The sequence below is a fragment of the Haloferax sp. Atlit-12N genome (genome assembly GCF_003383095.1).
Classification (GTDB): Archaea; Halobacteriota; Halobacteria; order Halobacteriales; family Haloferacaceae; genus Haloferax.
Genome location: NZ_PSYW01000003.1, coordinates 90,504 through 116,679, shown reverse-complemented (window position 1 = coordinate 116,679; position 26,176 = coordinate 90,504). Strand labels below are relative to the sequence as shown.

Here is a 26,176-nt window from a genome sequence, read left to right as displayed (position 1 = left end):
TTATTCTTTAAGTGCTCCTGCGGTCAGTCCGCTGACGATGCGTTCCTGTGCGATGATGACGAGGACGACGACGGGGATGACCCCCACAACACTCGCTGCGGCCATGAGGTTGTACTGCGTCGTGTACTGGGTCTGGTAGCTGAGAATCCCGCCGACAATTGGCGACCACTTGGACGCTTCAGGTGAGGTCGCCATAATCGAGCTGAAAAAGTACTCGTTGTAGACGCTGATGAACGTGAGGACGCCCGCGGTCGCCACGCCGGGTGCCGAAAGCGGCACGATGACGCGGAACAGCGCGCCCAGTCGGGTCGTTCCCTCAACCCGTGCCGCATCCTCCAACCCGTCGGGGATCTGCCCGTAGAAGGTCGTGAGGATGAATATCGACAGCGGCAAGAACAGCGCGCTGAACGGCATGACCATCGACCCCGGGGTGTTCAGCAGTCGAGGCGGTGTGAATAGCGGGACACCTACGAACGGAATCGTTATCGGGGCGTTGCCGGCGAACGCCTGAAACAGTGGGATGACGAACGCTGCGGGCGGGAAGTAACTGATTGCGAGGATACCGAGCATCAACAGCGCGCGCCCGGGGAACTCGATTCGTCCGAACACGTAGCCTGCGAGGCTCGCGACGACGAGGACGATAACCGTCGTCGTGGCAGCTAGCACGAAGCTATTCAGCACGTACAGATGGAACGGAATCTGCTCGAAGACGGTAACGAACGCGGTCGGATTGAACCCCTTCGGAACGGGGAGCGGGAACGTGCCGCTGACGCCGAACAGGTCGACCGTCGGGAGGAAACTCCCGGAAAGTAGATTCTCTTGTGGTGTCACCGCGAGGACGAGTAACCAGTAGAACGGGAACACTGTCGTGACCATGAAAAACGCCATCGCGACGTAGAACAACGCTCGATACACGCGACGTGGGTTGTGGATCGCATTCCGCGCCCACCGTGCGAGCGGTCCGGTGTCGTCTGACGCGCCGTCGGTTTCGCTGGACATTATATCGCGTCCTCCCCCTGCCACAGGATGATTCCCATCACGACGACGCCGATGATGGCCGCTGTCACGAACGCAATGGCGGCAGACGTCCCCTCGTGCGTGTTGAACGTCGAGACGACCATGCAGGAGAGCGAGGGGACTACGGTACAGCTCGAGACAGTATCGATGATACCGTACACGCGCATCGCCTGCACCGAGCGGAATAACACTGCAACCCCGATGGTCGGCAGGATGAGCGGGAGCGTGATGTATCTGAACTGCTGCCACTTGCTCGCCCCGGCGACACGGGCCACGTCGTACAGGCTGCGATTGATGCTCTGGAGCCCGGCAAGGATGAGTAGCGCCATGAACGCTGAGGTCTTCCAGATGTCGGCGACGATAATGATGAACGTCGCGCTGACCGTGTCGTTCAGTGTGTTGGTCGGTGCCACTACTCCGAGGTCGGCGAGAATCGGCGTCGCGAATCCGACGTTCGAGTCGAACATCAAGAAGAACATCATCCCCTGGATGACGATTGGGACGGCCCACGGAATGATAATCGCCGCACGGACCCACCGTCGGCCGTAGAAGTCTTGATCTAAGACGAGCGCTTGTCCCAGTCCGATGAGGGTCTCGAACAATACGCTGGCTACGGCGAAGATGAGGGTGATTACGAGGGCGCTATCGAGGAGACTCGCGGCGTCGAGCCCGGTCGGGAGAAACGTCGTCCCGCCGGGGAGGAACCGGTTTTTCTCCCCGGTGAACAGCGCGACGTAGTTGTCGAGACCAACGAAACGGACACTAGAGAGGTCGGTCGAGACGGCGTACAGTGACAGCTCGAACGTCCGTAAGAGCGGGTAGATAGCCACGATACCGAGCAGGACGAATACCGGAGTCAACAGTAGGTACGCGTACTGCGTGTCGCTCAGGTTCTCCAGCCACCGCAAGAAGCCAACGACTGGCCCCGACTGCCGTGACTCACGTGCCGGTTCCGCAGCCGTATCGGTGCTCATACTATCCCTCCGAGAGGTGTGGGACTCATGATTTGATCTGGTAAGTGTGGAGCTCTCCGCTCGTCAGTTGCTTCTCTCAGTCTCTTCGAGGCTGGACTGGAGCGTTGCCATCGCGTCGGACGAAGTCACCTCTTGTCCGACCGCGCGATTGGCCTGCTCCGCGATTTTGCTCGATTGGTTGTTCCAGACCGCCGTAACCGGTCGAGCCATCGTGTTCTCACCGGCGACGCGGAGCGTGTCCATGTAGTCGCCGGCCGGTTCGAGCTCCGCAGCCGTCTCGGAGTTAAACAGGCTCGCCCGCGGCGGTAGCCACCCCTCTATCTCCAGGAGGAACAGCTGGAACTCCTCGCGCATCGACGCTTGGATGACCTGTGTGACAGCGTCGAGCTTCTGGCTGTTCGGATTGACAGTGATGTGCCAGCCACCGAGTGCGGAGGTGGACCCACCGGTTCCGGGGAACTGCGCCTCGCTTTCGGGGACACCGTAGGGAAGCGGCATCGTCCCGAGGTCGTCACCGAACTCCGACGCTGCTTGGTTAATCGCGTACGGCCAGTTGCGGTGGAACACGGCGTTCCCGTCGATGAACGGTGCGAGCGAACTGTCTTCGATCCACCCGAGGATGTTCGTCGGTGTGAAGCCACCGCCGTAATCGCTGAACTTCCCGTCGAAGCTCTCGTCGTGGACGAACTTTCGCATCATATTCAACGAGTTGACCACCGGGTCCGAATCGACGGTGACGGGGCGTTCGCCGACGGGTCCGAACAGGTTCTCACGACCACCGAAGTAGGCGCCGCCCCACGAAGACAGCACCTCGTTGAAGGTACAACAGGCGGTGCCGACGTAGATGTCCCACTGGGTGGTAAAGCCGTAATCGACGCCCGAGACGTCCTGTGCCTCGGCAGCGATGTTCGACCACCGTTTCCACGTCATCGGCTCGGTGGCCCAGTTCTCCTCGGTCGGGTTGTAACCCGCCTCTTCGACGAGGTCTTTCCGGTACAACATCGTCGGGTAGTCGGGGTACAGCGGAACACCGAACAGGTCCCCGCTGGCGGGGTCGATGGCCGTCTCGGTGAACCCGCCGAAGTACTCGTTTTCGATGGTGGAAAGCGCGCTCTCGGGGAGAACCTCCGAGAGGTTAGCGAGCTGTCCCCGCTGGATGAAGATGTTCACCCAGCCGTTGTCCATCATGAACATATCCGGCGTCGTCTCTTGAGAGCTCAAGAGCCGGTTGTACGTCGCCCGACGCTTCCCGCTGTCCGGCTGGCCCGGCTGGAACTCGACGCGGATGTCGTCCGACAGACCTCCTTTCTCGTGTAGCGCTGTGCGAAGCTGGTCCGCGTGATCCTGTGCAACAGTCGCGTCAAAGCCCCAGACGACGGTCGTTCCGCCGCTTTCGGACTCACCGACCTGTGCACCGGTGTCGGAGCCGTTACCAAACATACTCGCACAGCCGGAGAGGCCCGCTGTGGCCCCCGTCGCACCAGCAGCGGTGATAAATCGCCGTCGTGAGACGCTCTTCGTCGTCTTGCTCGTCTCTGGGTTCGTTGTCATCGTCCGAATTGTTCATCAAAATAGGGCCACTTATACTTTAGGGATTATCTTTGAGATATCACAAGAACTTTATCTGAACTCTGTGGCCAGTAGGTGTATGGGACTCCGACGGTCACTCGACGATTACAAGCAGAACGAAGACGCGACCGACGTATTTCCGGGCGAACGGCGCACGCGGCGAGGCAGATTCAGCGGGTCGGACCAACGCCTCGTTCACGTTTCACCAGCCGGGTCGCTCCGAGACTACTCGTACCCACTTTCGGGATTCGGCGGCATCGTGTCCTCACGCTTCGGCGTCCGTGTCGGCGACGCTGTCGAGTGGTTCGATGCGTTCGACACGGGGAGCCAGACGTACCGAGCGGGTCGGTCGCTCGTCGAGACGACGCACCGTCTCGACGGATTCGACGTGGTACAACGCGACGTTACTGACGGGCTCGCCCACACGACGGCGTTTGAGCTTGGCGACGGTGCACCCGAAGATATCGAACTGGCCGGGTTCGTCGAGATCAGCCCGGAGGGGCGAGATGGGCGCGTTGGGCAGCTCGTCCACGACGACGCCGTCGAGGTGTATCACAACCGAGAGCACGACTATCTCGGCACCTCGACTGAGTTCGTGGAGTGTACGCCCCAAGTACTCGAGCGGTTCGACGAGATACTCGCCGCGGAATCGCGGTCGTTTCCGGAGTTCGGTGCGTCCGAAGAGTACGAGGAGAGTCGCCTCACCGGCGGTGTTGGAGTCCGCGTCGCTTTCGAGGATGGTGAGACTAGTCTCGTCACCCTGCTGTCGGACATCGAAACGCAGTCGCGCTCGGATGCGCTCTCTGCGGTCGCGACCCGGACGCGACGACCCAACAGCGATTCAGCCGCGCTCCTCGCGACGGCCCGGCAGGCCGGACAGTACCCCACGGTCACGGATCGGCTCGTCGCGACTGACCTTTCGGTCCTTGAGTTACTCTCCGCACCGACTGGGGCCCGAATTGCGGGACCGGACTTCGATCCGTTCTACCAGTACTCCGGCGGCTATGGTTACACGTGGTTTCGAGACGACGGAGAAGTTTCGACGTTTCTCTTGGAAGCCGACGAATCACTCGGGTTCGACGCAGCCGAAGCACACCGACAGAGCGCCGAGTTCTACTTGCGGACGCAGTTACCTGACGGCCGGTGGCCCCACCGAGTATGGCCGATGAACGGCCGGCTCGCGCCGGGTTGGGCGAACGGCCACATCGAGGGCACGGAAACGCAGTACCAAGCCGACCAGACTGCGAGCGTCCTCGTTTTCCTCGCCGAGTACCTCTCGGCATACCGACAGTCGCTCCGAAACGTCACCGTCGAGGCCATCGAGAGCGCATTACAGTCGGGAGTCGATGGGCTCGACAGCTCGCTGGAAGACGATTGCTTTCCGACGGTATGCGAAAACGCGTGGGAGAATACGAATGGCCGTTTCACGCACACCGCCGCGAAGTTCGTTCAGGCCTACAGTACGATTGCGGCCGTCACGTGCGATGCAACCACCAGAGAGCGCGCAGCTACGCGGGCAACGCAGGTCTTCGACGCGCTCGATATGGCATGGGCCCCCGACGAGGGTATCTACGCGCTCCGATTAGATGACGGGGACGGTGACTTGGACGACCGAGTCGACAGCACTACCTTCTCACTCGTCGACGCCCATCTCGCCTATCGGGACATCGAGGACATCGGCGAAACGCGATTGCGGCGGCTCGAACGCCATCTCCACACCGCGTTCTCCAGGCTCTGGAAAGAGACCGGCGACATCTCCGGACTCACGCGATTCGAGGACGATACGTGGCGGCGGCGGGGGCAGGAAAGCGAGAAGGTTTGGACCGTCTCGACTGGCTGGGGCGCGTACGCGGCCGAGAAGTCGATCCGACTCTTCTCGTCGACCGACGAATACGACCCCGAGAAGTGGGCGGACCGGTTGTTCGACGAAATTGACCTCGATGGCAGTCTGTGCCTTCCATCGGGGTATCTCCCAGAGCAGTTCTTCGACACCGGCGCGCCGGACAGCGCGACGCCGTTGGGTTGGTCCCACGCCATTCGACTGGCAACGCACGCGTCCCGTGTCACTCGAGGTACCCGCACCGAGTAGGGGTAGCTACAGCTACATTCGAACAACGGGTTCGAGGCAGTCACGCGCCGGACAGCACCCTGTCTGTACTCTCATACTAAGATTTATCCCCCGCCTTGGCCGAACTCTTTGGTATGGTGGAAGACGAGGTGGTGGACAGCCTCATGAGGATCGGGCTCTCGGACAAGGAGTCGCGAGCATACGTGACGATACTCCGTAACGGGGCGACGACAATCCGTGTCGTCTCCGAAGAGGCTGACATCTCTAAGAGTTACGCGTACGATATCGTCGGAAAACTCGAGGAGCGCGATCTCATCGAAATCGACGACCACGTCCAACCGACGCAGTTACGAGCGATTCCGCCCGCAGAGGGCATCGACAATCTCGTTTCCCAACTACAGACCGTCGAGTCCCAGTTAGAGGACCTGTTTGACTCCGAGAGCTACGAACAGCAGAAGTTCAGTATCATCAAATCCCGACGGACGATACTCGCTCAGCTCAACAAGCTGATCGACGCCGCTGAATCGGAACTCGTTCTCGCACTTCCCGCATCGGTTCTTCATCGGGTCGAGGACTCTCTCAGAGAGGCGCAGAGTCGGGGAGTATTTTGTATGCTTCTCGTCACGGAGTACGACGGCACGAGTTCGATCGACGGTGCGACCGCGAGTATCATCCAGACGTGGAGCGCCCCGGCACCAGTGACGCTTACCGTTGACCGGGGTGACGGTATCATCGCCTCGGCAGATGCGATACTGAACTCGAACTCCGATGAGTACGCCATCTACCACGCTGAGGAGCACATCGTGTCCTCGTTGTTTGACTCGTTTATCGCCAACTACTGGCCGATGGGCGAGCAGGTGCACGTCGGGTCGAAAAGCCAACTGCCGGCGACATTCACGAGCTTCCGTCACGCGGTGTTCGACGCGACGCTACATCTGATGGACGGAGCTGTCGTCACGGCCGAGATGGACATCCGCCCCACCCAGAGCAACGCGGCGTTCGAGACGACCACTGGGACGATCGTGGCGGTGAAACAGAGCCTCGTTCGGCCCTTCTCGAACGACTTTCCGACCCAGGAATCGTTCGTGGTTGAGACGTCTGACGACACGTTTACGGTCGGTGGCTCGAAGGCGTTCTTGGAAGATTTCGAGGCCCGGCGCGTCGTCTTTCGGTCGGTCAGCGATGCGGAATCGGATTAGTTTTCTGCACTTGCTTACCGACCAGTCGCGATGGACTGTCGTGCGTGGGCCGCCGCTGCTTTCCTCCCGGTCGGGTCGCCCCAACCGCCTTCGACGTCACTCGAGTAGCGCGAACGCCGCTTTGCATCCAAAACTGGCTCACGCTTCAGGATGGAGCTTTGACGCCGGCTACTCTGCCGTCTGACTCCTGTGCCGGTACTCATCCGACTCGGCCCGAAGACGACGAACCGACCAGCGTCTTCGTCGTCGAACTTCCGTGCGCCGACTGACCTGTCGGCGATTTCTGTGGTACAGTACGACATCGCCCTTGAGGTGGGGACGCTGCGCGACGTCGCCGTGAGGGCAGAAGCACTCGGTGGCGGGTTGGAGATTCACTCACCGCCGAGGCGCGCCGGTGGGACGACGCCCGGCCGGTCGAGTCGGAAGCGGTCGCCGACTTCGACCTCCTCGATTACGTGCGGGTACTCGAACGTCGTCGCCGCCTTCGAGAGCGCGCCGGGGTCGGCGTGAATCGACCGCCAACGCCGCCAGTGCTCGGGAATCAGGCGGTCGATACCGAGCGCGTTCGCGGCCTCGATCATCTCGTCCGCGTCGTTGTAGAGTTTGCGCGTGATGACCTCGCCGTCTTGGACGACGCGGGCGTCGGTCCCGTAGGAGAGCATCCCGAGGTCGATGTCGAACTCCGCCCCTATCTCGTGGAACGCCTCGCAGGGTCGGTTGTCGCCGCCGTGGAAGATGGTGCCCGTCTCGTGTTCGATAACGTACGACACCGTGCCGTCGGCGTCTGGGTCGTACCCGCCTCTGACGTGGACCGTGAGGTCGCCGACCTCGTAGCTGTCGCCGGGTTCGACGACGGTCCGCTTCGCCTCGTCGATTGCGCTCACGTCGAAGTTCTCGAAGCACTCGACGGGCGCGTGGACAGCGCCGCCGTGGTCGAGGAGCGGCCCGAACGAGGGCGGCCAGAAGTGGTCGCGGTGGTCGTGGGTGCAGAAGACCGCGTCGCAGGCGTCCGCCCACTGCGGCTCCATCGGCACCGGCGACATCCGCGCGACGTACTCGCGGTCCCGCTCGGTGCTGAAGTAGGGGTCGATGTAGATGGCGGTCTCCGGCGTCCGTATCGCCCAGCCGGCGACGCCGAGATACCACAGCGAGACCCCCTCTTCGACGTCGATGCCGTTGAGTTCCTCTCGGGCCCACCATTCGCCCCAGTCGCTCGTAATCGTCATCGGACGCTCCGCGCCGCGCTGCCGGGTTCGCCGTGATAGTACATGTGACAGCGGTCCGCACGGGACCTGTAAAAACTTCCGACGCGAGACTCAGTCGTCGATATCAGCGAACGTGACTCCCGTAATCTCGAATCGCGCCCCGCGTGCGTCAGGTTCCGCGACGTTAACGTTCCAGCCATGGGCTTCGGCGACCTGCTTGACGATAGCGAGCCCGAATCCGGTGCCCGTACGTGAGGTTGTGCGGCCAGCCTCGAAGATGGTGTCGCGGCGCTCGACTGGGATGCCGACACCGTCGTCTTCCACGTAGAACCCGCCCGGGAGTTCACCGACCGTCACCGTCACGCCCTCTCCACCGTGTTCGATGCTGTTCCTGATGAGGTTCTCGACGAGCTGTTGGAGCCGGCTTCGGTCGGCGATGACCGTCGCCGTCAACTCTGTCTGGAGTTCAGCGCCGGCCGTTTCGATGGTCCTCCAGCAGTTGGAGACGAGCGGATCCAAGGACACCGGTTCCAGTTCACCGACGTTGTCGCCCCTTCGGGCGAGTGTGAGCAGGTCCTCGATGAGGTCGTCGATGCGGTCTAACGCCCGCGCGGCGGTCGCAAGACGGTCGATTTCGTGGTCTTGGCGGGCCAGTTCCACGTTCCCAGCAGCCACGTTTAGCGGGTTCCGGAGGTCGTGGCTGACGACGCTCGCAAACTCGCTCAGCCGCTCGTTTTGGCGCTGGAGCTGTTGTTCTCGCTCGCGTTGCTCGGTCGTGTCGCGGTACATCCAGAGGTGTCCGGTCCCCTTGGGGAGTTCGATCGGTTCGTAGCTTCGGTTGAGCGTCCGACCGTTCGTCAGGGCGACTGTCTCGTTGTGGGCTGACTCCGCCCCGGCGATCAGCTCGTCGACGCGCTCGACGAAGCCCTCCGAGTCAACCACGAATTCGCTGGCCATCTGCGCCAGTTCCCGACAGTCAGCGCCGATGAGTTCCGTCGGCGGTTCCGAGATATCGAACAGTTCGAGCAGTCGCTCGTTAATCGCGAGGACCGTCCGGTCGCTGTTTTCGGCGAGGACACCGACCGGGAGCGACCGAATGAGCGTCGAGAGCAGGGCGTTGGTCCGTTCGAGTTCGTCCTCACGGTGGGTTCGCTCGGTCACGTCCTGGAACAGCGAGATGATGCCGACGACTTCGCCGTTGTCGTCGGTGATGACTCGGTTGTGCCACTCACAGCGGATGTGTTCACCGTCCTTCCGGATGTTCTCGTCGATGCTGTGGTAGCCGCCCTCCGCGACTGCAAGCTGGTCCGTGACGTCGTCGACGTTGTCGTAACTGTCGTCTGCGACGATGAGCTCCCAGCTGTGGTCGCGGAGTTCCGATTCGGTATAGCCCAGAATCTCCTCACCGCGCTCGTTGAGCCCGACGATTTGGAAGTCGCTGTCGTACTCGAGGACGCCGAGCGGCGACTGTTCGATGAACAGCGAAAGGCGTTGTTCGCTCGTCTCGAGCGCGCGCTGTGAGCGGTACTGCTCGACCGCGTTTTCGATACGGTTAGCGAGCACGGTGTACTGGCTGGTCCCGTGTTCTTTCTGGAGGTAGTCGGTGACGCCCGCGGAGATTGCATCGCTCGCGACCTCCTCGCTTCCTTTGCCAGTAAAGAGGATGAAGGGGAGGTCCGGCGCGTTCTCGCGGAGGGCTTCGAGGAAGTCTAACCCGTCGCGCTCGGGCATGTCGTAGTCAGACACGACGCAGTCGAACTCCGCGTCTGCCACGCGGTCGAGCCCCTCGGTGACCGAGGCGGCCGTTTCGACCCGAAACCGGTCGTGTTCCCGTTCGAGGAACGTCGCCGTCAGTTCGGTGAAGTCCTCGTCGTCGTCGACGTACAGGACGACCACCTCGTCCACTAGCTCGCTCATATCTATTCCGCTTGAATGTTCGCTAAGTAGATACTTAAGGGTGGGCGCGGCCGGCGGGGACACGACTCATCTCAACGCCACGCGAGTGACATCCTCCTCGCCTAAAACAGACCACGAGTGTACCAGACACGCGCTATTCAACAATCTCGAACGGTGCAGCGAGTGCGATGCCTGCATCGTGTTCGGAGAAACCCCAGTAGATGAATCGGTACGTGGCTGGTTCGTGTGTTGTACACCGTTGGTACGGGCCTAAAAATTCGTTGGCGCGGAGTCTCATTTCCCACTGGAGTTCTTCACCAGGCGCTAGAATCCGTTGGGACGACGACCACTCGTGTTCTTCGGCTACACCGATGGAATTTCGCCACGTACCGTCCGGTCCTAACTGCTGAATCATATACCTAGATTTTCCGAGTGTGGTGAGTGAGTCAGCGGACTCGTTTGTGAGTCTCGCTATCAGTGTTCCACCAAGTGAAACCGATTGCGGGACCGTCAACGATGCATACCTCAGATAGTTCACTATTGACCGCTTTGTGAACGCGTCTCCGACATCACGATACCCCGGAGCACAGACTTGATCCTCGTTTCCTGTAACGACGCCGAGGCACCCAGTGAGGGCAACTGTTCCGACTGAACTACTGAGCGAAAGTAGCCGACGACGTGAGAGTGGAGGGCTCATAGCAGAACCATCCGAACTCATAATCATATATTTTTGCCACTACGCTTGCAAATACTCGTTGCGTATGACGCGCCGGGGTTCAGCTTCGAAGCAACCGACGACCCCGACCGCTTCGTGGATACCCTCGAAGTTACGTATTTCCTGAGAGAATTGGCTGCCGTGCCCTCCCACACGCGCCGCCAACTCCTTACAGCCCTCGGTTCGACAGGTGTTGCGCTTGCTGGCTGTCTCTCGCCGTCTCGCCCCTCGGGAGACCTCGGAGACGTCGACGGAACGTGGCCGATGAGCGGTCGAAACCCCGGTCATACTCGACGGGTGGCATCGGGTCCGAGGGACCCGAAGACGGTCTGGCAAACCGACCTCAGTCAGGTACGCGCTACTGAAACACCGGCAGTCGACGCCGGACGACTATACGTCCCCGTCGATGCGATTTCCGATACGGCACGCCATCGGTACCGGCTTCACTCGTTGAGCGCAGCGACAGGCGAGGAACGGTGGCAGGTGCCACTTCGCTCGGAGCCGAATGGGCCACCCGCAGTAGCTGGTGACCACATCGTCGTGACGGCTAAACGGGGACTCGAACAGGGTCGTATCGTCGCATTTCGGAAGCGGTACGGCGAGGAGGACTGGCTCGTCGACATCGACGCCCGCCTCACGGCGGCACCCACGATTGATGGTGGAACGGTCTACGTCCCCGATTGGAGCGGCCGGGTCCACGCACTATCGGTATGGGACGGGTCCGTGCAGTGGTCACAACAGGTAGGCGCAACGGCTGGTGGACGAACGTTCACCGAACCGGTCGCCGTTCTCGGCGACACGCTCTATCTCGGTTCGCAGTCGGGGTCTACCGGCGTGGTTGCGTTGGACGCCGCAACTGGTGACACAGAATGGGAAGCATACACGCGTGCCGTGACTGGGGGACCAGTGGCGCATTCGAAGGGAATCGTTGTGCAGAGTCACCAACACGTAACTGCGTTCGACACGGATGGCACACGCCAGTGGTCGTTCAATGTCCGCGGTCCGAGGGGACGGGCCCTCGCGGTCGATGGTCAGCACGTTTACGTGTCCGCTGGGAACGCGGTCTACGCGGTCGACTGGAACGGGGAGGAGTCTTGGACACACGAATCAGACGGAGACCCGGTTGGAGCGCCGACTGTAGCCGGCGATACTGTTCTCTTCCGAAGCGAAGGGCAACTCACCGCGCTCTCTCGAGCAACCGGGGAAGAGCGATGGACCACGACTCCAGGTGGCGTCAGTCGTGCCATCGTGACTCCAGCGGCGATTTTCATGCCCGAATCGGACGGAACCGTGGTTGCACTTGGGGAGACGTAGGGGGACAGTCGAGTAGATCAGTGACAGTATCTGAGACCGGGCTACTCAGCGCGGCAGAACGGTGCTGGTTGCGCTTCACCGGTGGCCGAAACTCGTGTCCGTTCCAAACGACGTTCGACGCTGTCTCGTCGGAACCCTTCATCACTCCATCCCAATCGAATAATAAGGTTTAATATTTGATGTCGGCTTAGTTGTTATATGGCTGTCGTTAGCGTCTCGATGCCGGAAGAACTACTTGAGCGAATCGACCAGTTTTCGGACGACCACGGATATACTGGCCGGAGCGAAGTGCTCCGAGAGGCGAGTCGAAACCTCCTCGGTGAGTTCGAGGACAAGAAACTCGAAGATCGCGAACTGATGGGCGTCGTAACCGTCGTCTTCGATTACGAGACGACGAGCGTCGAAGAGAAGATGATGCGACTTCGCCACGAGTACGAGGACATCGTTGCGTCGAACTTCCACAGTCATGTCGGCGGGCACCACTGTATGGAATTGTTCGTTCTCGAGGGATCGCTCGAAGATATCTCGACGTTCGTCGGGAAGATCAGAGCGACGAAAGACACGCTTACGATCGATTATTCGGTACTTCCGGTCGACGACTTCGGTCCGCTCGCGGATATGAGCTAAATTCGCTTTTCACGTTCGATATCCCAGACTGACATCTCCGTCCGCTGTAGGCGGAGAAATAGCGACTATAGTCGGATATCGTGGTTTGCAGTCCGATTCGTGTCTGAGAGTGGAGCCGATTCCAACCTCAGCCCTTCGAGTTTCTCGTGCCGGTGAGGTCCGAGATGAACGGTCAAACAGCCGTACACACCGGACGCGTCTCTCATACTGACTTACTTCTTCGACTCACCGTTCTCGCACTACGGACACCAGCGACTTCTTCGACGTTGACCCGACCATCGGGAACTGATATTAATAACACACCTCTAAATCACAGTTGTTATTATACTCTGTTCTAAAGTTAACAATAACGATGGTCGAACTCACGCGACGAAGATTGCTCCAGAAAGCGGGTGTAAGCACGGTCGCTGCAACGGGAATCGCTGGCTGTCTCGGTCAAAGTGGTGGGTCACTCGACTCTGTGACCGTCGCGTACGTCCCGATTTACCCGAACATACAACACTACGTGATGGAACAAGAGGGCTACTACGAGGAGGTTCCGGCGGAGGTCTCAATAGAGCGGTTCAGCTCCGGTCCCAGCGTCGTCAAGGCCTTCGCCAGCGGGGACGTCGACGTCGCGCTTTTCGGTATCACCCCTGCGATGGTTCTCGCCGACAAAGGGACCGACGCCGGTATCCTCGCGGCAAATTCGAGAAACGGCTTCAAGGTCATGGGGACGACCGAACTCGCCGAGCTCTACGAACAGGAGGGGACGGCCACGTTCGAGCGCTTCGAGGAAGAACACGGTCGCAAGGTCCGGTTCGGTGCTCCGCCGGATGGGAGCGTCCCTGATATCGTGCTCCGGTACTGGATCCAAGAGGACCTCAACGTCGGTGAGATGGAGTCCGTCATCAACAAATCGAAGGTCCCACCGGCGAAGGCGGTCCAAACGATCCAATCGGGTGATATCGACGCGACCATCATCCAAGAGCCGTTCGCGACGATAATCGGCCAAGAGGACGGCTTCGAGGAACTCGTCTGGTCCGGTAACATCTTGGAGAACCATCCGGTTACGGTGCTGTTTGCGAACCAGCGGGTGATTGACGACAGCGAGGTCGCCCAGTCGCTGGTCGAACAGCACACGGCGGCGACCGAGTTCACGGCAAATTCGCCTGATGTGGCCGCTACCCACGCCGCGTCGGTTATCGGGTCCGGCGTGAGCGAACAACTGGCCACGAAAGCAATGGACTCCCGGGCGTCTGCGTTCATCTCGGATCCCCACGCAATCACCGAGCAAACCGCGACGATGGGTGAGTTCGTCGCGAACGTCGGCAACATCGAGGCACCGGTCGCGACCGAGGACCTGTTCGCGTTCAGCCCCTACGACGCCATCCAGTAATGAGCCTCCAGACCGACTCCAACTCCAGTGCGACCACGATGCCCCGTTTCGAGGGGGACGCGAAGAGATATCTGCGCGGACTCGGCGGGCTGACCGCGTTCCTCATCGTCTGGTGGATCGGCGCGATGATGACCCAGCCGTCGTATCTGGTTCCGGGGCCGGTCGCGTCGGTGCGCGCGTTCGTGGACCTGTTCGCAACCTCGACTGCGATTGTCGCCCCCGTTTTGGGGTCGGAGATGGTGCTTCCAACGGGGCTCGCACACCTCGCGGAGACGCTGTTCCACTACGTTCCCGGCCTCCTTTTGGGGGCGGGCTGCGGAATCTCGCTCGGGTTGGCGATGGGCTGGAACGGTGCACTCGACGACTGGTTCCGGCCGCTCGTCCGTGTACTGCGGCCGATTCCGCCGCTTGCATGGGTCGTCTTCGCCATCGTCTGGTTCGGTATTCACCACACCGGCGCGGCGTTCATCGTCTTCGTCGGCGCGTTTTGGATTAATTTCTACGGGGCGTACGGTGGCGTCGAAGGCGTCTCGAGTGACCTCACCGATGCCGCGTCGACGCTTGGCGTTGAACGCGACCTCTCGATGCTGAAACTCGTCGCGCTCCCGAGCGCGGCTCCTCAGGTGCTGACGGGGTTCCGGACGAGCATCGGGCGGTGCTGGATGATCGTCGTCGGCGCTGAGCTGTTCGGCGCGCCTGGCGTCGGCTACGAGATCATCAACGCCTCGAACAACCTCGCGATGGCGACCAGCGTCGCCTACATGTTTCTGATCAGTCTGGCGTTCCTCTGTATGGACGTCGGATTTCGACTCGTCGAACGGAGTGTGCTCGCATGGCGATGAACAAGCTCTCATCGACTGCCCGGGAGTCTAGCCAGAAGATTAGCATTCGGAGCGTCAGCAAGGCGTACGAATCCACCCACGCGCTCGACGAGGTCTCGTTTTCGGTGTCCGAAGGCGAGTTCTGCTGTGTCGTCGGGCCGTCCGGCTGCGGAAAGACGACCCTGTTGCGGGTCATCGCCGGGCTCGACGACCCCGATAGCGGCTCGATTCTGGTCGATGGCGACCCGGTCACTGAGCCGAGTTTAAATCGGGGGATGGTGTTCCAGGAGTACGCCTTGTTCCCGTGGCGAACCGTCCGCGGGAACATCCGATTCGGCCTCGACCGGCCCGCGTGTGCGTGCGCCGACTGCGAGGCGCGGGTTCGCGAACTGGTCGACCTCGTGGGACTTGACGGCTTCGAAGACGCCTACCCAAAGGAGCTGTCCGGGGGCATGAAACAGCGCGTCGGCATCGCCCGGGCCCTCGCCGTCGCCCCGGAGATACTGCTCATGGACGAACCGTTCGGGAGCGTCGACGCCCGGACGCGTGACCGCCTGCACGCCGAACTGCTCGACATCTGGGCGCAGACCGAACAGACCGTCGTGTTCGTCACCCACGATATCGACGAAGCGGTGACGCTGGCCGACCGCGTCGTCGTGATGGACGCCGACCCGGGGACCGTCCAGTCGACCATCTCCATCGACTTAGAGCGGCCACGCGAACGAACGGCCCACGAGTTCGTCGACTACGTCGCGAGAATCAGAGACGAACTCGGAAGTCCGCGAGACATCAGCCAGAAGTAGCGTCACCGCACTCCACAGTGTGTCGTTTCGTCGTGACTCCCGTGGTGAACGGGGCGATAGACCCGCAGCGATACTATGCGTGACACTCCTGTCCTTGGTGCCGTAGGCCTCGGAAACTTCGCTTTCCACGAGCTTGGGGTGTCGTTGAGAGGCACCCAACGATGAGCTCCGGACACGAACCCAATATTAACTCCCAGTGCAACCAACCACCATATCTATTATCTCAGAACACAAATTTAATATATGCCGATTGTAAGCTCCTCGATGGATGAACGACTCCGTGACAACCTCGATACGTTCGCCGCGGAACATGGCTACAGCGGCCGAAGCGAGGTCATTCGTGAAGCATGCCAATCTCTACTCGCGGAGTACGAAGAGACCGATTACGAGGGTCAACGTGTCTTAGCGACGGTAACCGCTGTCTTTGGGTACGATAAGCCGGAGATTGAGCGCCGGATGATGGACATTCGCCACGAGTTCGAGGCGTCGATTCGGTCGAACTCGCACAACTGCCTCGACGGCAACGCGGGCTGTGTCGAGACGTTCGTCGTCGAGGCACCCTACGACGACGTCTTGCGGTTTATTGGAAATGTTCGCGGGGCAGACGAGTCAGTCTCGGTCGAATACACGGTCGTCCCCGCCGATGTGATGAACGCAGAAGTCAGCGACCTGAAGTCACCCTGAGGTACACGATAGTGTTGTCTTCGAACCGCTGTAATCGTCGGTCGTCGGGTCAAAAAAGTAATCTGAAGTATTAACAACGCGAGAGAATATATTGTTTCATTATTATTCTAAACATCCTAACACAGCAACTTTATTATATCAAATTTAAGAATTGGCAATCAGGCTATGGCACACATTCACCTCGGAGAAGGGTCGTTCCCGTTGTGGGCACTCGTTCTGTGGACGCTCATCGGCGCCGGGCTCGTTCGCCTGAATCCATCCTCGTTTACCGCGACTAGATTATTAACTACGTAGTGTGAAATCGTAGTACTTATTATGCTTATCTTCAATTTTAACAACACATGTCTCAGTACGCGCGACGACGATTCGACGCCGTTGAACCCGGTGCCGCCTCGTTCGGCTCTCTCGAAGGGTGTCCGTCGGATGACGCCGGCCACGGTACTGGGAGCGTAGACGGGCCGGGGGCGCAGGTGTCGTCCTCTGTGTTCGCGGTCGCCGCGAGCGAGGTTGTAGGCGAGACCGCAACCGCGGAGACGCTACGGAAGCCCCTCGAAGCATGACTGACCGAAGCTCTAGCGACACCGAACCAACCTGGAGCGGCGATGCCGACCCCGGACCATCCCCGCGACCTCACAGAGAACTGATGTCACTCGTCGTCGGCTCACCTGAGCGACCGGCTTGTACGCTTTATCCGCCGGATGTGGCGGTTCCGTACCGAACGACGACGTGGATAACGGCGTACGGCGATTCGTTCGTCAACCTCGGGGACTGGCGATGACGCCGCTAACGACGCGCAAGCCGTCTCCTCCCACGCACGTCGGTGGAGACGGAGGTGAAAGATGACCTACAGTGAGTCGACTGGCGACCACAACTCACTCGACCGCCAGCCGTACGAATATGTAATCATCGGCGGTGGTGTTCACGGGACGTGCGTGGCGAACTACCTCCTCGACGAAGGTGGCTACGACCACGAGGAACTCTGTCTGGTCGACCCTCACGAACGGTTACTGGCGTCGTTCGCGACGAAAGCACGACAGTGCGGAATGCAAACCCTCCGTTCGACGTTCGTCCACCACATCGACACCGAGCCGTTCTCGCTCGATTCGTTCGCGGAGGGCGCACACCGGGAACACGAACTCGTTCCGACCGAGGACTATCCGAACCGACCGACACTCGACCTGTTTCTCGACCACGCCCGGTACGTCATCGACCGACGCGATATCGACGCTTGCCACCGTCAGTCGACGGTAACGGGTGTCACGAGGTCCCGGACGCGTGGGTTGCTCCGCGTGGATACGTCTCGTGGGTCGTTCGACGCTCGTCGCGTTGTTCTGGCCGTCGGCCTCGGGGGTCAGCCGGCAGTCCCTTCGTGGGCGGCGTCGCTCTCCGACGACGCGCGGCTCGCGCACGTTTGGGACGACGACTTCGAACCGGCGGCGGCGGCGACCTTTGACGGCCGGACGTTCGTCGTCGGCGGCGGTATCACGGCGGCGCAGCTCGCCTGTCACCTGTCGAAACGCACGGATGTGACGCTCCTCTCGCGGCGCGGCTTGGAGGTCGAACTGACCGAGGCGGACCCACAGTGGATCAACTGGCGACACATGGAACAGGAGATTCACTCGCTCCCTCCGGGCTCGGCAGCCCGCTACGACCGGATTCGCGCCGCGCGCCACGATGCGACAATCCCACCGTACGTCGCGCGCCGACTGGCGGACGCCCGCGACTGCGGCGACCTCGACGTTCGGTGCGGCGAGATCGACCACGCGCACACGACGGACGGCAGACTGCAGCTCCGATTCGACGACGGCACGACCGCCACGGACGTACAGGTCGTGCTCGCAACCGGGTATGACCCCGCCACGGAGCACCCGCTCGTGGGAACGCTCGCCGAATCGCTGTCGCTCGAACGCGGGGCGAACGGCTTTCCCGTCCTCAACGACCGGACGCTCGCGTGGCGACGGACTGATGGCGCCGATTCGGCGCTGTACGTCTCGGGCGCGCTCGCGGAGATGAGCGTCGGCCCGTTCGCCCGAAACGTCGTCGGTGGTCGCCGCGCCGCGGAACGCCTTCTCGAACCGCGCGACCGAGTGAACTCGGAGGCTACCGCCTCGCTGTCGAAAGGGCGGTCCTGACATGCCGTCGAACGACCTCACGCTCGCATTCTCGCTGCGGGCGCTCGACGAACTCGCGCGACCGAACCACGCGCTCGAAGACGCCGCGCGGTGGACGACCCACCTCGGAATCGTCTCCTCGAAGCCGTCGTTTATCGAACGACGGCGCGTCCGCGAGGCGGGGTATGAACAGGAGTTCCTGTCGGGGCCGCGCTCGATTCCGGAGGCACTGGCGAGCGTGCGGGACCACTTCGAGACGACGCGGTACGTGTTCGTCGGCACGGAAGAGACCAGCGAGGTCGTCACCCGAGTCCCCGACTGGACGTACCAGTTGGTCTCGGACGCTGCAGCAGCCGCGGGTTGGCAGCTCGCGACGACCATCGCTGCCGACGAGGAGTGGCCCTACCAGGAATAAACGCGCTTCGAGTGACCTGCGGTCGACTCGCTAAGTCAGTGACTCTCGTGGATGTGGCTGCGGAGCGAATCGGTACTGTCGAACTGCTCGTCGCACTCGGCGCACGTGTTGTGGTGGAGGGCGACGTGCTGGGTCACACCGGCGGCGCTCTGGAACTGTGCATCGCAACTGGAGCAGGTGTACGCCATTGCGTTAATAACTCAACCGGAAGTAAACTAAAACAGCTATTAAAAATAGGCGGGTACTGCTTGCCTTAGCCTAATAACCTCGCGTTCGGACTAACTAACGACGACAGATTCGGATGGGGGAGGCGGTCCCCAACCCGTGCCTAGAGCGCTTCTTGTGCCCGTTCTCGAAGCGGGGTGCGAGGCTCGTGTCGTTCGCGAGTTTGTCGAGCGCGTCCGTCGCTCGACACCGACTAAGCGCGTTCAGGGCTTGGCGACGGTACCGCCCGTCGAGGCCGCTCGTGACTACGACGAGTCGAAGCTGCGTAGTCGCCCGTTCCTCGGCGAGTTCGTCGATGGCGTCTTCCCGCGTTCCGCGCGGGACGTTCTTGTCGACGACCGTTTGAAACAGCGAGCGTGGCGAAGACATCGTCAATCGGCGAGGCCGACCTCCTCGGCGCTCTCGGCGGACTGTGCGTCCCCGCCCGCAGCCTCTTCGGCGTCTTCGGGGCGTTCGAACGTCGGGAAGCGGTCCTCGAAAGCGCTCCAGTCGGCGTCCATCTCCTCGTCGGTCAACGTGGCCGCCTCGAGGTCCGCGCGGAGGTCGTCGTGGTCGATGTCGGTGCCGATGAGGACGAGTTGCGAGCCCCGGTCGCCGTACTCGGGATGCCAGCTTTCCTCCAGTTCGGGGTACGCCTCGAAGTACTGCGCCTGCTCGTCCGCCGGGAGCGTCGCGAGCCACTGCCCCGCAGGCGTGAGTCGAATCGACTGCCCCGCGACGTCGATACCCAGCGCGATGTCCTCGCGACCCGCCAGCCAGAAGTGTCCTTTCGAGCGGACGACGTTCGTCGGCAGTTCGTTCAGCAGGTCGGCGAACCGCTCCGGGTGGAACGGCCGACGGGACTCGAAGACGAACGAGGTGACTCCGTGTTCTTCCTCCGCGGAGGCGTGGGGTTCTTCGAGCTCTTGCATCCACCCGGCGGACTGGCTCGCCGCCTCGAAGTCGAACCGACCCGTGTCGAGAATTGTGTCCGGGTCGACCGCACCGTGTTCGGTTCGGAGGATTTCGGCGCGCGGCTGTAGCACCTCGACGACTGCCTCGATCTCGCCGAGCGCCGCTTCGTCGACGAGGTCGCATTTGTTCAACAGCAGGACGTCGCAGAATTCGATCTGCTCGACGAGGAGGCTCCCGAGGTCCTTCTCGGTGTCGCCGTCCATGAGCGACTCCGCCGAGCCGAACGTGGTCCAAAACTGGTGGGCGTCGACGACGGTGACCGTCGTGTCGAGTTCGTAGTAGTCCATCGGCTCGATGCCGGTCTCCTCGTAGAACTCCGTGGGGTCGAGGTCCGACTGGTCGAATCCCATCGTGAGCGTCTGTGCGACGGGGAGCGGTTCGGCGACACCGGTCGATTCGATGACGAGGTAATCGAACTCGCGAGCCTGCGCGAGCTTCGCGAGCGCGTCGAGCAGGTCGCCCCGAAGCTCACAACAGATACAGCCGTTCGACAACTCGATTAACTCCTCGTCGTCCTCCGAGATGTCGGAGTGTTCGGCGACGCGCTCGGCGTCGACGTTCACCTCGCCCATGTCGTTGACGAGGACCGCGATATCGAGGTCCGTTTGCGTGTTTAGGAGGTTGTTCAACACGGTCGTTTTCCCCGCGCCGAGGTTGCCGCTCAGCACGGTGACGGGAATCGTCTCTCGACTCATCTGTTATTAATTCTAGACCGTATCTTATTTATAATTGTCTATCTAGACTATCTTGTTGTTAATGGTGGCCCCAACGACCCCCCAAACGGACGAGTCGCTCGACGCCGTTATCGTCGGCGCAGGTGCCGCTGGCGTCGGTATTGGCGTCGTTCTCGAAGCCCTCGCCCTCGACTCTTACGCGATTCTGGAGCGAGACGACGTCGGCGCGTCGTTTCGACAGTGGCCCGAGGAGATGCAGTTCATCACCCCCTCGTTTCCCAGCAACAGCTTCGGCTGTCGAGACCTGAACGCCGTCACGACGGACACGTCGCCCGCGTTCGCGCTCGACCGCCTGGACCGGGCAGCACACGAAGCGGTCATCGAAGCCGCGCTTGACGACGAGCACCACGCCGCCCGGCGAAACGCGCTCGTCTCGCTTTTCAAACTCCGCGGCGAGGGCGCGTGTGACGCGCTCGTTGCCGCCGCCGACGACCCGAGCGAGCGGGTGCGAGAGTGGGCGGCGCACCTGCTCGGCGGGGTCGAAACCGACCGGGCGGCCGAGGCGCTGTCCCGACTCGCCGACGACGAACAGAGCGTCGTGCGAGAAACGGCGGTCCGGGCCCAAGAGGTCGATTCCGGGAGTTTCCGTCGCCAGTTCACGGGCGTCCTCGACGAGACCGACCGCACCCTGCCCGGCGAAGACGACCTCAACCGAACCCCGAACCTCTGACCATGAGCGAACACGAACCGACGAACCACGACCCGGCGAATAGCGAGCCAGACACCGTGCCCGAGCTTCGAGACCGCGTCGAATCGGCGCTCCGAGCCGTCCGAGACCCCGATGCCGACCTCGACGTTTTCGAGGCCGGACTGGTCGAATCGATAGCCGTCGACGGGGACAGCGTGACCGTCCACGCGGCCGTGACGGAGTTCGACAACGCGAACGCGACGCAGGTCATGCGAACGATGGCGCAGGCGGTCCGCGACGTGCCCGCAGTCGAGAGTGCGCACGTCGAACCCGTCTCGCCGTCGTCCGGCGACGATGCGACTGGCGTGGACGCGTTCGACACCGTCATCGCCGTCGCCAGTGCCAAGGGTGGCGTCGGGAAATCGACCGTCTCGACCGGTCTAGCGTGCGCACTCGCCGGCGAGCATTCAGCCGGGCTGTTCGACGCGGACATCCACGGCCCGAACGTTCCGTCGTTGCTCAACGTCGACGGCCCCGTTCACTCGGACGACGAGGGGCATCCGCTCCCCGTTTCGGTGACGGGCCCCGACGCCTCGCTTGACGTGATGAGCGTCGGGTTAATGGAGTCGGGCGCGCCGCTGGCGTGGCGGGGCGCGATGGCGCACGACGCGCTGACCGAACTGTTCGCGGACACCGCCTGGAGCGCCGACGACACCCTCGTGTTGGACCTTCCACCGGGGACTGGCGACGTGGTCCTGACGACGCTACAAGAGATTTCCGTCGATGGCGTCGTCGTTGTGACTACGCCCTTCGAGTCGAGCCTCGAGGACACGGCGCGGAGCATCGAACTCTTCCGCGACAACGGGGTTCCGGTTCTCGGGGCGGTCGTCAATATGCGCGAGTTCGCCTGCCCCTCCTGCGGCGACACCCACCAGCTCTTTCCGGGTGAGGCCGCCAGCGAACGCCTTGACGCGACGGTGCTCGCCGAACTCCCGTTTTCCCCGCAGTTTCAGGAGACGCCCGCGCCCGGCGACGCCGAACCGGCGTTCGAGACACTCGCGGAGTCGGTCTCCGAGGCGGCGGCGACCGCGTGGGACGTCGACGCTCCCGACGACGCACTCGACATCCGTGGAGACCCGCCGGAGCGACGGAAGGAGCGGGTCGCAGAACGGTTCACTGAGCTCGCGAGCGGCGAAACGTTCGCACTCGTCAGCGACCGCGACCCGACGCCCGTCCGACGGTTCCTCGGCGGACTGACCGACCGCGACCCCGCAGAAATCGACGGGTTCTGCGTCGAACGACGAACGCCGAACGACTGGCTGTTGACTGCGACGAAACCGTAATCGAGGACCGATGGAACGACAGCCACCGGTGACCGGCGTCGTGCTCGCCGGAGGCCGGAGCGAGCGGTTCGGCGAGGAGTGCAAGGCGGCGGCCACCTTCGATGGACGTCCGCTCGTCGAACGCGTCGTCCGGCGCGTCCGAGCGGCGACGAGACGCCGACCGATCGTCGCCGCGGGGGCGCGCGACAAACGCACGGTTGTGGACCGCGTACTGACCGACAGCGATCCAGTGCGGTACGTCGCGGACGCGGACTGGTGTAACGGCCCCGTCGCCGGCCTCTGTGCCGCGCTCGACACGGTTTCGACCGACCACGTCTTCGTCTGCGGTTGCGATATGCCGCTGTTGTCGGTCGCGGCCGTGTCGTGGCTCATCGACCGCCACGCCGGTTCAGGTGCTGACGCGACGCTCCCGGTCGATTCGGCGGGTCGTCGACAACTCCTCCACGGAGTCTACCGAACGTCGGCGTTGGCGGCGCGATGCGACCGGCGGCTTGATTCGAACAGCCTCCGAGCCCTCGTCTCCGAACTCTCGGTCGACCGCGTTGACCCGTCGTCGGTACCCGACTCTCTCTCGCTCGAAGCGTCGATAGCGAACGTGAACACGCGAGCGGAACTCGGTGCGCTCCGTCAGCGGTTTGGTGCGTAAGTTCGCAGCCCTCTCGGCCCAATGGTATTGGTCGTTTTATTCAATTTTATCTGTCGTCATTATCTCCTATGGGTATTCGAAACTGAATGGTTTATACCGCCGCAGGTAATCTCGCGAGTCGTACAGAGATGACTAGACGCAACTTCTGACTAGAAATGTGGAAATAAGTATTCGTTTCTCTGATTTTATATATCAAATTAGTACAAATATCATCACGTGTGTGATGGCTGTGAATCTGCCGTCAACCAAATGGTCGCTTCGTCAGCGATACGGAGGGAGTTACTTCCGTACTAGAATTTCTTAATTCGTACAATACTTTCTCCGTGGTGACTCTACCGACGCGTCGTGGCTTTGTCGGTTTGCTCGGCCGGAAGGCCGGCAAGACTCCGAGACGAACGATACCCATCGTATCTCTCATATTTCATTACAGACATAGTTTTGTAATTCACTCACGACGAGTGGTAATCACCCGTCTATGGTCGTGTACTCGGAGTACTGGTTACGCACTTCGAGTTCGTTTTTGCTGTACTGCAGTACGTTCAGCAGCTCCGACATGTAGGCGGGGGTGAACCGGTCTCGTGGCCCGGTCACGCCGATAGACGCCTTGACCTTTCCGTTCTTATCGAGAAGCGGAACGGCGATACCTCGAATACCACGGAGGTGTTCCTCGTCGTCGATGGCGTAGCCCCGTTCACGGACCCGCGCGAGCGAGTCTTCGAGTTCCGCCAGCGAGCTAACGGTCCTGTTCGTCCCCGACGGGAGGCCGTGTCGCTCGACGATTTCCGCCCGGCGAGCCTCGGGGAGGTACGCTAAGATTGCCTTTCCAAGCGAGGTCCAATGCATCTCCGTGCGATTCCCGATCGGAATCTCGTCCGCCGCGGCCTTCTCCCCGGTGCTTCGATACAGAATGACTCGTTTCCCGTTTTCCTCGACCGCGGCACCGACTATCTCGCCCGTCACTCGGCTGAGTTCTTCGACCTTATTCCTGAGTAGCCGAGCGATGTCGACTCGCTGCCGGATGTCTCCGCCGACCTCAAGAAAGCGAAATGAGCGACGGTACTCTCCGGCGTCTTTGACGACGAAGCCCTGTTCGACGAGCGTGTTGAGGTGGACGTAAATCGTGCTTGCCGGAATGTCGACTGTCGACGCGAGTTCCGAGAGGCCGGCCGGTTCGACGCCACTGAGAGCGTCGAGAATCTCGAACGTCGTTTCGACCGCGCGTATTGTTTTGACGTTGCCATCGGACATGATACGGTCTTTCCCGCACTCGGTGAAAGTATTTTCCCCCTGTTCAACTGGTATTCAACTCTCTCGGGAAGAACATCCCGAGTATTCACCACAGAAAAAAGTACAGCGAGTAACATGCTATTTTTACCGCATTCCAATGCGTATTTTCCGAACACGCCGAATCCGAGAGCGAAACCGCGTCCGGTGAACAGGCCGAAATACCGGTTGAGAAGCCGTGTTCGCTGAATGTCAACGGGAGTGTAGGCGTACGTCAAGGTTCTCCATTTTCGACCGTGTTGAATACAGCGTGCCGACCATGATGATTTCGGGAAGACCACCGCTGAGTCCCTCGGTTAGACGCATGGGGAGGCAAGAACCGATGACCGGACAGACGCTTCACCCGACGACTGGGGTGTCGAGAAGACCGCAGCGGCGCCGACTGCGATTCAACACCGTTGGGAGCGCGTCGTTGACTTCCATCACCAACATTTATTATGCAGGATTGAGGAGTAGTCCTCAGCCGACATGAGCCAGGTAAGACTATCGAACGTGAGTAAGGAGTACGACGGGGACATCCTCGCCGTCGAGGGGTTGGACCTCACCGTCGACGACGGGGAGTTCGTCGTCGTCGTCGGACCGTCCGGGTGCGGGAAGTCGACGACGCTCAGGATGGTGGCGGGCCTCGAGACCGTCACCGGCGGTGAGATCGCCATCGGCGAGCACGTCGTCAACGACGTGCGGCCGCAGGACCGGAACATCGCGATGGTGTTCCAGTCATACGCGCTGTACCCACACATGACCGTCCGCGAGAACATGTCCTTCGGGCTGCGTCTCGCCGGTGAAGACGACGGCGAGGTCCGGGATCGTGTCGAGGATGCCGCCGAGATGCTGGAGATTTCGGAGCTGTTAGACGACCTTCCGAAACAGCTCTCGGGCGGTCAGCAACAGCGGGTCGCACTCGGGAGAGCCATCGTGCGCGACCCTGACGTGTTCCTGATGGACGAGCCGCTTTCGAACTTGGACGCCAAGCTCCGGACGCAGATGCGGACGGAGATCCAGCGGATTCAGGAGGACCTCGGTGTCACGACAGTGTACGTCACTCACGACCAGACGGAGGCGATGACGATGGCCGACCGTATCGTCATCCTCAACGACGGCAAACTCCAGCAGGTCGACCCCCCGGAGCGGTGCTACGACGAGCCCAACAACGAGTTCGTCGCCGGCTTCATCGGGTCGCCCTCGATGAACTTCTTCGAGGTGACCGCAACGGACGACGACGGCGGCGTTCGCTTCGAATCCCCGAGCTTCGAGTTCACGCTGGATGTCGACATTCCCTCTGGTGAGTACACGCTGGGCGTCCGACCGGAAGACCTCACGCCGGACCGCGAGGGAGGCTACGTCGAAACAGTCGTCGACGTCGTCGAACCGGTCGGTTCGGACAACTTCCTCTACCTGCAGACGGCCCGGGGTTCGTCCGAGGTCGTCGCGCGGGTCGAAAGTGAGTTTCGACCAACCACCGGGGACGAGATAACGCTCGGGTTCGACGTGGACGACATGCACCTCTTTGGTAGCGACGGCGCGCGCGTACCAGTTAACGAGACGCAACTGACGGACTCAGCCTGA

General features: G+C 61.5%; 24 protein-coding genes and 1 pseudogene. 16 read left to right on the top strand and 9 right to left on the bottom strand.

Annotation, left to right across the window (positions count from 1 at the left end; genetic code table 11):
- From C5B90_RS14915 to C5B90_RS14905, 3 genes are all read right to left on the bottom strand, one after another.
- Entirely contained in the window at positions 1 to 999 is a 999-nt protein-coding gene (locus C5B90_RS14915) for a carbohydrate ABC transporter permease (protein WP_115882717.1), read from the bottom strand.
- The gene (locus tag C5B90_RS14910; protein ID WP_115882715.1) at positions 999 to 1,991 is read right to left on the bottom strand and encodes a carbohydrate ABC transporter permease; all 993 of its coding nucleotides are present in this window, start codon (positions 1,989 to 1,991) and stop codon (positions 999 to 1,001) included. Before C5B90_RS14910 ends, C5B90_RS14915 begins: the two co-directional genes overlap by 1 nt.
- 63 nt (positions 1,992 to 2,054) lie before the next feature.
- Positions 2,055 to 3,542, bottom strand: a complete 1,488-nt coding sequence (locus C5B90_RS14905) for an extracellular solute-binding protein (protein WP_115882713.1) — start codon at positions 3,540 to 3,542, stop codon at positions 2,055 to 2,057.
- Positions 3,543 to 3,639: 97 nt separating this feature from the next.
- On the opposite strand from C5B90_RS14905, the gene C5B90_RS14900 reads away from it, so the two are divergent.
- Both C5B90_RS14900 and C5B90_RS14895 read left to right on the top strand, forming a co-directional pair.
- Positions 3,640 to 5,649, top strand: coding sequence for a glycoside hydrolase family 15 protein (locus C5B90_RS14900; protein ID WP_199517516.1), 2,010 nt, complete (start codon positions 3,640 to 3,642; stop codon positions 5,647 to 5,649).
- Between the two features lie 113 nt (positions 5,650 to 5,762).
- Positions 5,763 to 6,827 carry a TrmB family transcriptional regulator gene (locus C5B90_RS14895; RefSeq protein WP_115805515.1) on the top strand — a complete coding sequence of 355 codons (1,065 nt, stop codon included), beginning with the start codon at positions 5,763 to 5,765 and terminating at the stop codon, positions 6,825 to 6,827.
- Between the two features lie 371 nt (positions 6,828 to 7,198).
- Here the strand turns inward: C5B90_RS14895 and C5B90_RS14890 are convergent, their stop codons facing one another.
- The gene (locus C5B90_RS14890) at positions 7,199 to 8,053 is read right to left on the bottom strand and encodes an MBL fold metallo-hydrolase (RefSeq protein ID WP_115882711.1); all 855 of its coding nucleotides are present in this window, start codon (positions 8,051 to 8,053) and stop codon (positions 7,199 to 7,201) included.
- 90 nt (positions 8,054 to 8,143) lie between these two features.
- Positions 8,144 to 9,949 carry a PAS domain S-box protein gene (locus tag C5B90_RS14885; protein ID WP_115882709.1) on the bottom strand — a complete coding sequence of 602 codons (1,806 nt, stop codon included), beginning with the start codon at positions 9,947 to 9,949 and terminating at the stop codon, positions 8,144 to 8,146.
- Between the two features lie 958 nt (positions 9,950 to 10,907).
- On the opposite strand from C5B90_RS14885, the gene C5B90_RS14875 reads away from it, so the two are divergent.
- The 10 genes and pseudogenes from C5B90_RS14875 (at position 10,908) to C5B90_RS14825 (ending at position 18,796) form a co-directional block, all read left to right on the top strand.
- Positions 10,908 to 11,957, top strand: a complete 1,050-nt coding sequence (locus C5B90_RS14875) for a PQQ-binding-like beta-propeller repeat protein (protein ID WP_115883027.1) — start codon at positions 10,908 to 10,910, stop codon at positions 11,955 to 11,957.
- A gap of 198 nt (positions 11,958 to 12,155) precedes the next feature.
- Positions 12,156 to 12,584: a CopG family ribbon-helix-helix protein gene (locus tag C5B90_RS14870; protein ID WP_042665622.1), complete on the top strand. Its 429-nt coding sequence runs from the start codon at positions 12,156 to 12,158 to the stop codon at positions 12,582 to 12,584.
- 352 nt (positions 12,585 to 12,936) lie between these two features.
- A complete protein-coding gene (locus C5B90_RS14865; RefSeq protein ID WP_199517515.1) occupies positions 12,937 to 13,962 on the top strand; it encodes an ABC transporter substrate-binding protein in 1,026 nt (341 codons plus the stop codon).
- The gene (locus C5B90_RS14860) at positions 13,962 to 14,804 is read left to right on the top strand and encodes an ABC transporter permease (protein WP_115882705.1); all 843 of its coding nucleotides are present in this window, start codon (positions 13,962 to 13,964) and stop codon (positions 14,802 to 14,804) included. Before C5B90_RS14865 ends, C5B90_RS14860 begins: the two co-directional genes overlap by 1 nt.
- Complete coding sequence (locus tag C5B90_RS14855; protein ID WP_115882703.1) at positions 14,795 to 15,586, top strand: ABC transporter ATP-binding protein; 792 nt, start codon at positions 14,795 to 14,797, stop codon at positions 15,584 to 15,586. Before C5B90_RS14860 ends, C5B90_RS14855 begins: the two co-directional genes overlap by 10 nt.
- Positions 15,587 to 15,850: 264 nt before the next feature.
- Complete coding sequence (locus tag C5B90_RS14850; RefSeq protein WP_115882701.1) at positions 15,851 to 16,270, top strand: CopG family ribbon-helix-helix protein; 420 nt, start codon at positions 15,851 to 15,853, stop codon at positions 16,268 to 16,270.
- 165 nt (positions 16,271 to 16,435) lie between these two features.
- Positions 16,436 to 16,516, top strand: a pseudogene (locus C5B90_RS21305) (cobalt ABC transporter permease); the annotation flags it as partial.
- 95 nt (positions 16,517 to 16,611) lie between these two features.
- A complete protein-coding gene (locus tag C5B90_RS14840) occupies positions 16,612 to 16,830 on the top strand; it encodes a hypothetical protein (protein ID WP_115882699.1) in 219 nt (72 codons plus the stop codon).
- A 279-nt stretch (positions 16,831 to 17,109) separates the two neighbouring features.
- A complete protein-coding gene (locus C5B90_RS14830; RefSeq protein WP_115882695.1) occupies positions 17,110 to 18,402 on the top strand; it encodes an FAD/NAD(P)-binding protein in 1,293 nt (430 codons plus the stop codon).
- Position 18,403: 1 nt separating this feature from the next.
- Entirely contained in the window at positions 18,404 to 18,796 is a 393-nt protein-coding gene (locus tag C5B90_RS14825; protein ID WP_115882693.1) for a hypothetical protein, read from the top strand.
- Positions 18,797 to 18,831: 35 nt separating this feature from the next.
- Here the strand turns inward: C5B90_RS14825 and C5B90_RS20600 are convergent, their stop codons facing one another.
- The 3 genes from C5B90_RS20600 to C5B90_RS14815 form a co-directional block, all read right to left on the bottom strand.
- Complete coding sequence (locus C5B90_RS20600; RefSeq protein ID WP_158250849.1) at positions 18,832 to 18,984, bottom strand: C2H2-type zinc finger protein; 153 nt, start codon at positions 18,982 to 18,984, stop codon at positions 18,832 to 18,834.
- Between the two features lie 94 nt (positions 18,985 to 19,078).
- Positions 19,079 to 19,390 (bottom strand): hypothetical protein, encoded by a 312-nt coding sequence (locus tag C5B90_RS14820; RefSeq protein WP_233512049.1) that lies wholly within the window; start codon positions 19,388 to 19,390, stop codon positions 19,079 to 19,081.
- A 2-nt stretch (positions 19,391 to 19,392) separates the two neighbouring features.
- The gene (locus tag C5B90_RS14815) at positions 19,393 to 20,670 is read right to left on the bottom strand and encodes a GTP-binding protein (protein ID WP_115882692.1); all 1,278 of its coding nucleotides are present in this window, start codon (positions 20,668 to 20,670) and stop codon (positions 19,393 to 19,395) included.
- Between the two features lie 61 nt (positions 20,671 to 20,731).
- Between C5B90_RS14815 and C5B90_RS21060 the strand changes: the two genes are divergently transcribed.
- From C5B90_RS21060 to C5B90_RS14800, 3 genes are read left to right on the top strand one after another with little or no spacing between them, the layout of a single operon-like run.
- A complete protein-coding gene (locus C5B90_RS21060) occupies positions 20,732 to 21,379 on the top strand; it encodes a HEAT repeat domain-containing protein (RefSeq protein WP_115882690.1) in 648 nt (215 codons plus the stop codon).
- A 2-nt stretch (positions 21,380 to 21,381) separates the two neighbouring features.
- Entirely contained in the window at positions 21,382 to 22,680 is a 1,299-nt protein-coding gene (locus C5B90_RS14805) for a P-loop NTPase (RefSeq protein WP_115882688.1), read from the top strand.
- Between the two features lie 10 nt (positions 22,681 to 22,690).
- On the top strand, positions 22,691 to 23,326 hold the full coding sequence (locus tag C5B90_RS14800) for a molybdenum cofactor guanylyltransferase (protein WP_199517514.1): 636 nt from the start codon (positions 22,691 to 22,693) through the stop codon (positions 23,324 to 23,326).
- A gap of 465 nt (positions 23,327 to 23,791) precedes the next feature.
- Here C5B90_RS14800 and C5B90_RS14795 read toward each other — a convergent pair whose 3' ends face one another.
- Positions 23,792 to 24,574, bottom strand: a complete 783-nt coding sequence (locus tag C5B90_RS14795) for an IclR family transcriptional regulator (RefSeq protein WP_115882686.1) — start codon at positions 24,572 to 24,574, stop codon at positions 23,792 to 23,794.
- 504 nt (positions 24,575 to 25,078) lie between these two features.
- On the opposite strand from C5B90_RS14795, the gene C5B90_RS14790 reads away from it, so the two are divergent.
- A complete protein-coding gene (locus C5B90_RS14790) occupies positions 25,079 to 26,176 on the top strand; it encodes an ABC transporter ATP-binding protein (protein ID WP_115882684.1) in 1,098 nt (365 codons plus the stop codon).

Excerpts from the sequence above, each read along its gene's own strand:
- C5B90_RS14915 (WP_115882717.1), bottom strand. The coding sequence starts at position 999 with ATGTCCAGCGAAACCGACGGCGCGTCAGACGACACCGGACCGCTCGCA.
- C5B90_RS14910 (WP_115882715.1), bottom strand. The coding sequence starts at position 1,991 with ATGAGCACCGATACGGCTGCGGAACCGGCACGTGAGTCACGGCAGTCG.
- C5B90_RS14905 (WP_115882713.1), bottom strand. The coding sequence starts at position 3,542 with ATGACAACGAACCCAGAGACGAGCAAGACGACGAAGAGCGTCTCACGA.
- C5B90_RS14900 (WP_199517516.1), top strand. The coding sequence starts at position 3,640 with ATGGGACTCCGACGGTCACTCGACGATTACAAGCAGAACGAAGACGCG.
- C5B90_RS14895 (WP_115805515.1), top strand. The coding sequence starts at position 5,763 with ATGGTGGAAGACGAGGTGGTGGACAGCCTCATGAGGATCGGGCTCTCG.
- C5B90_RS14890 (WP_115882711.1), bottom strand. The coding sequence starts at position 8,053 with ATGACGATTACGAGCGACTGGGGCGAATGGTGGGCCCGAGAGGAACTC.
- C5B90_RS14885 (WP_115882709.1), bottom strand. The coding sequence starts at position 9,949 with ATGAGCGAGCTAGTGGACGAGGTGGTCGTCCTGTACGTCGACGACGAC.
- C5B90_RS14875 (WP_115883027.1), top strand. The coding sequence starts at position 10,908 with ATGAGCGGTCGAAACCCCGGTCATACTCGACGGGTGGCATCGGGTCCG.
- C5B90_RS14870 (WP_042665622.1), top strand. The coding sequence starts at position 12,156 with ATGGCTGTCGTTAGCGTCTCGATGCCGGAAGAACTACTTGAGCGAATC.
- C5B90_RS14865 (WP_199517515.1), top strand. The coding sequence starts at position 12,937 with ATGGTCGAACTCACGCGACGAAGATTGCTCCAGAAAGCGGGTGTAAGC.
- C5B90_RS14860 (WP_115882705.1), top strand. The coding sequence starts at position 13,962 with ATGAGCCTCCAGACCGACTCCAACTCCAGTGCGACCACGATGCCCCGT.
- C5B90_RS14855 (WP_115882703.1), top strand. The coding sequence starts at position 14,795 with ATGGCGATGAACAAGCTCTCATCGACTGCCCGGGAGTCTAGCCAGAAG.
- C5B90_RS14850 (WP_115882701.1), top strand. The coding sequence starts at position 15,851 with ATGGATGAACGACTCCGTGACAACCTCGATACGTTCGCCGCGGAACAT.
- C5B90_RS14840 (WP_115882699.1), top strand. The coding sequence starts at position 16,612 with ATGTCTCAGTACGCGCGACGACGATTCGACGCCGTTGAACCCGGTGCC.
- C5B90_RS14830 (WP_115882695.1), top strand. The coding sequence starts at position 17,110 with ATGACCTACAGTGAGTCGACTGGCGACCACAACTCACTCGACCGCCAG.
- C5B90_RS14825 (WP_115882693.1), top strand. The coding sequence starts at position 18,404 with ATGCCGTCGAACGACCTCACGCTCGCATTCTCGCTGCGGGCGCTCGAC.
- C5B90_RS20600 (WP_158250849.1), bottom strand. The coding sequence starts at position 18,984 with ATGGCGTACACCTGCTCCAGTTGCGATGCACAGTTCCAGAGCGCCGCC.
- C5B90_RS14820 (WP_233512049.1), bottom strand. The coding sequence starts at position 19,390 with ATGTCTTCGCCACGCTCGCTGTTTCAAACGGTCGTCGACAAGAACGTC.
- C5B90_RS14815 (WP_115882692.1), bottom strand. The coding sequence starts at position 20,670 with ATGAGTCGAGAGACGATTCCCGTCACCGTGCTGAGCGGCAACCTCGGC.
- C5B90_RS21060 (WP_115882690.1), top strand. The coding sequence starts at position 20,732 with ATGGTGGCCCCAACGACCCCCCAAACGGACGAGTCGCTCGACGCCGTT.
- C5B90_RS14805 (WP_115882688.1), top strand. The coding sequence starts at position 21,382 with ATGAGCGAACACGAACCGACGAACCACGACCCGGCGAATAGCGAGCCA.
- C5B90_RS14800 (WP_199517514.1), top strand. The coding sequence starts at position 22,691 with ATGGAACGACAGCCACCGGTGACCGGCGTCGTGCTCGCCGGAGGCCGG.
- C5B90_RS14795 (WP_115882686.1), bottom strand. The coding sequence starts at position 24,574 with ATGTCCGATGGCAACGTCAAAACAATACGCGCGGTCGAAACGACGTTC.
- C5B90_RS14790 (WP_115882684.1), top strand. The coding sequence starts at position 25,079 with ATGAGCCAGGTAAGACTATCGAACGTGAGTAAGGAGTACGACGGGGAC.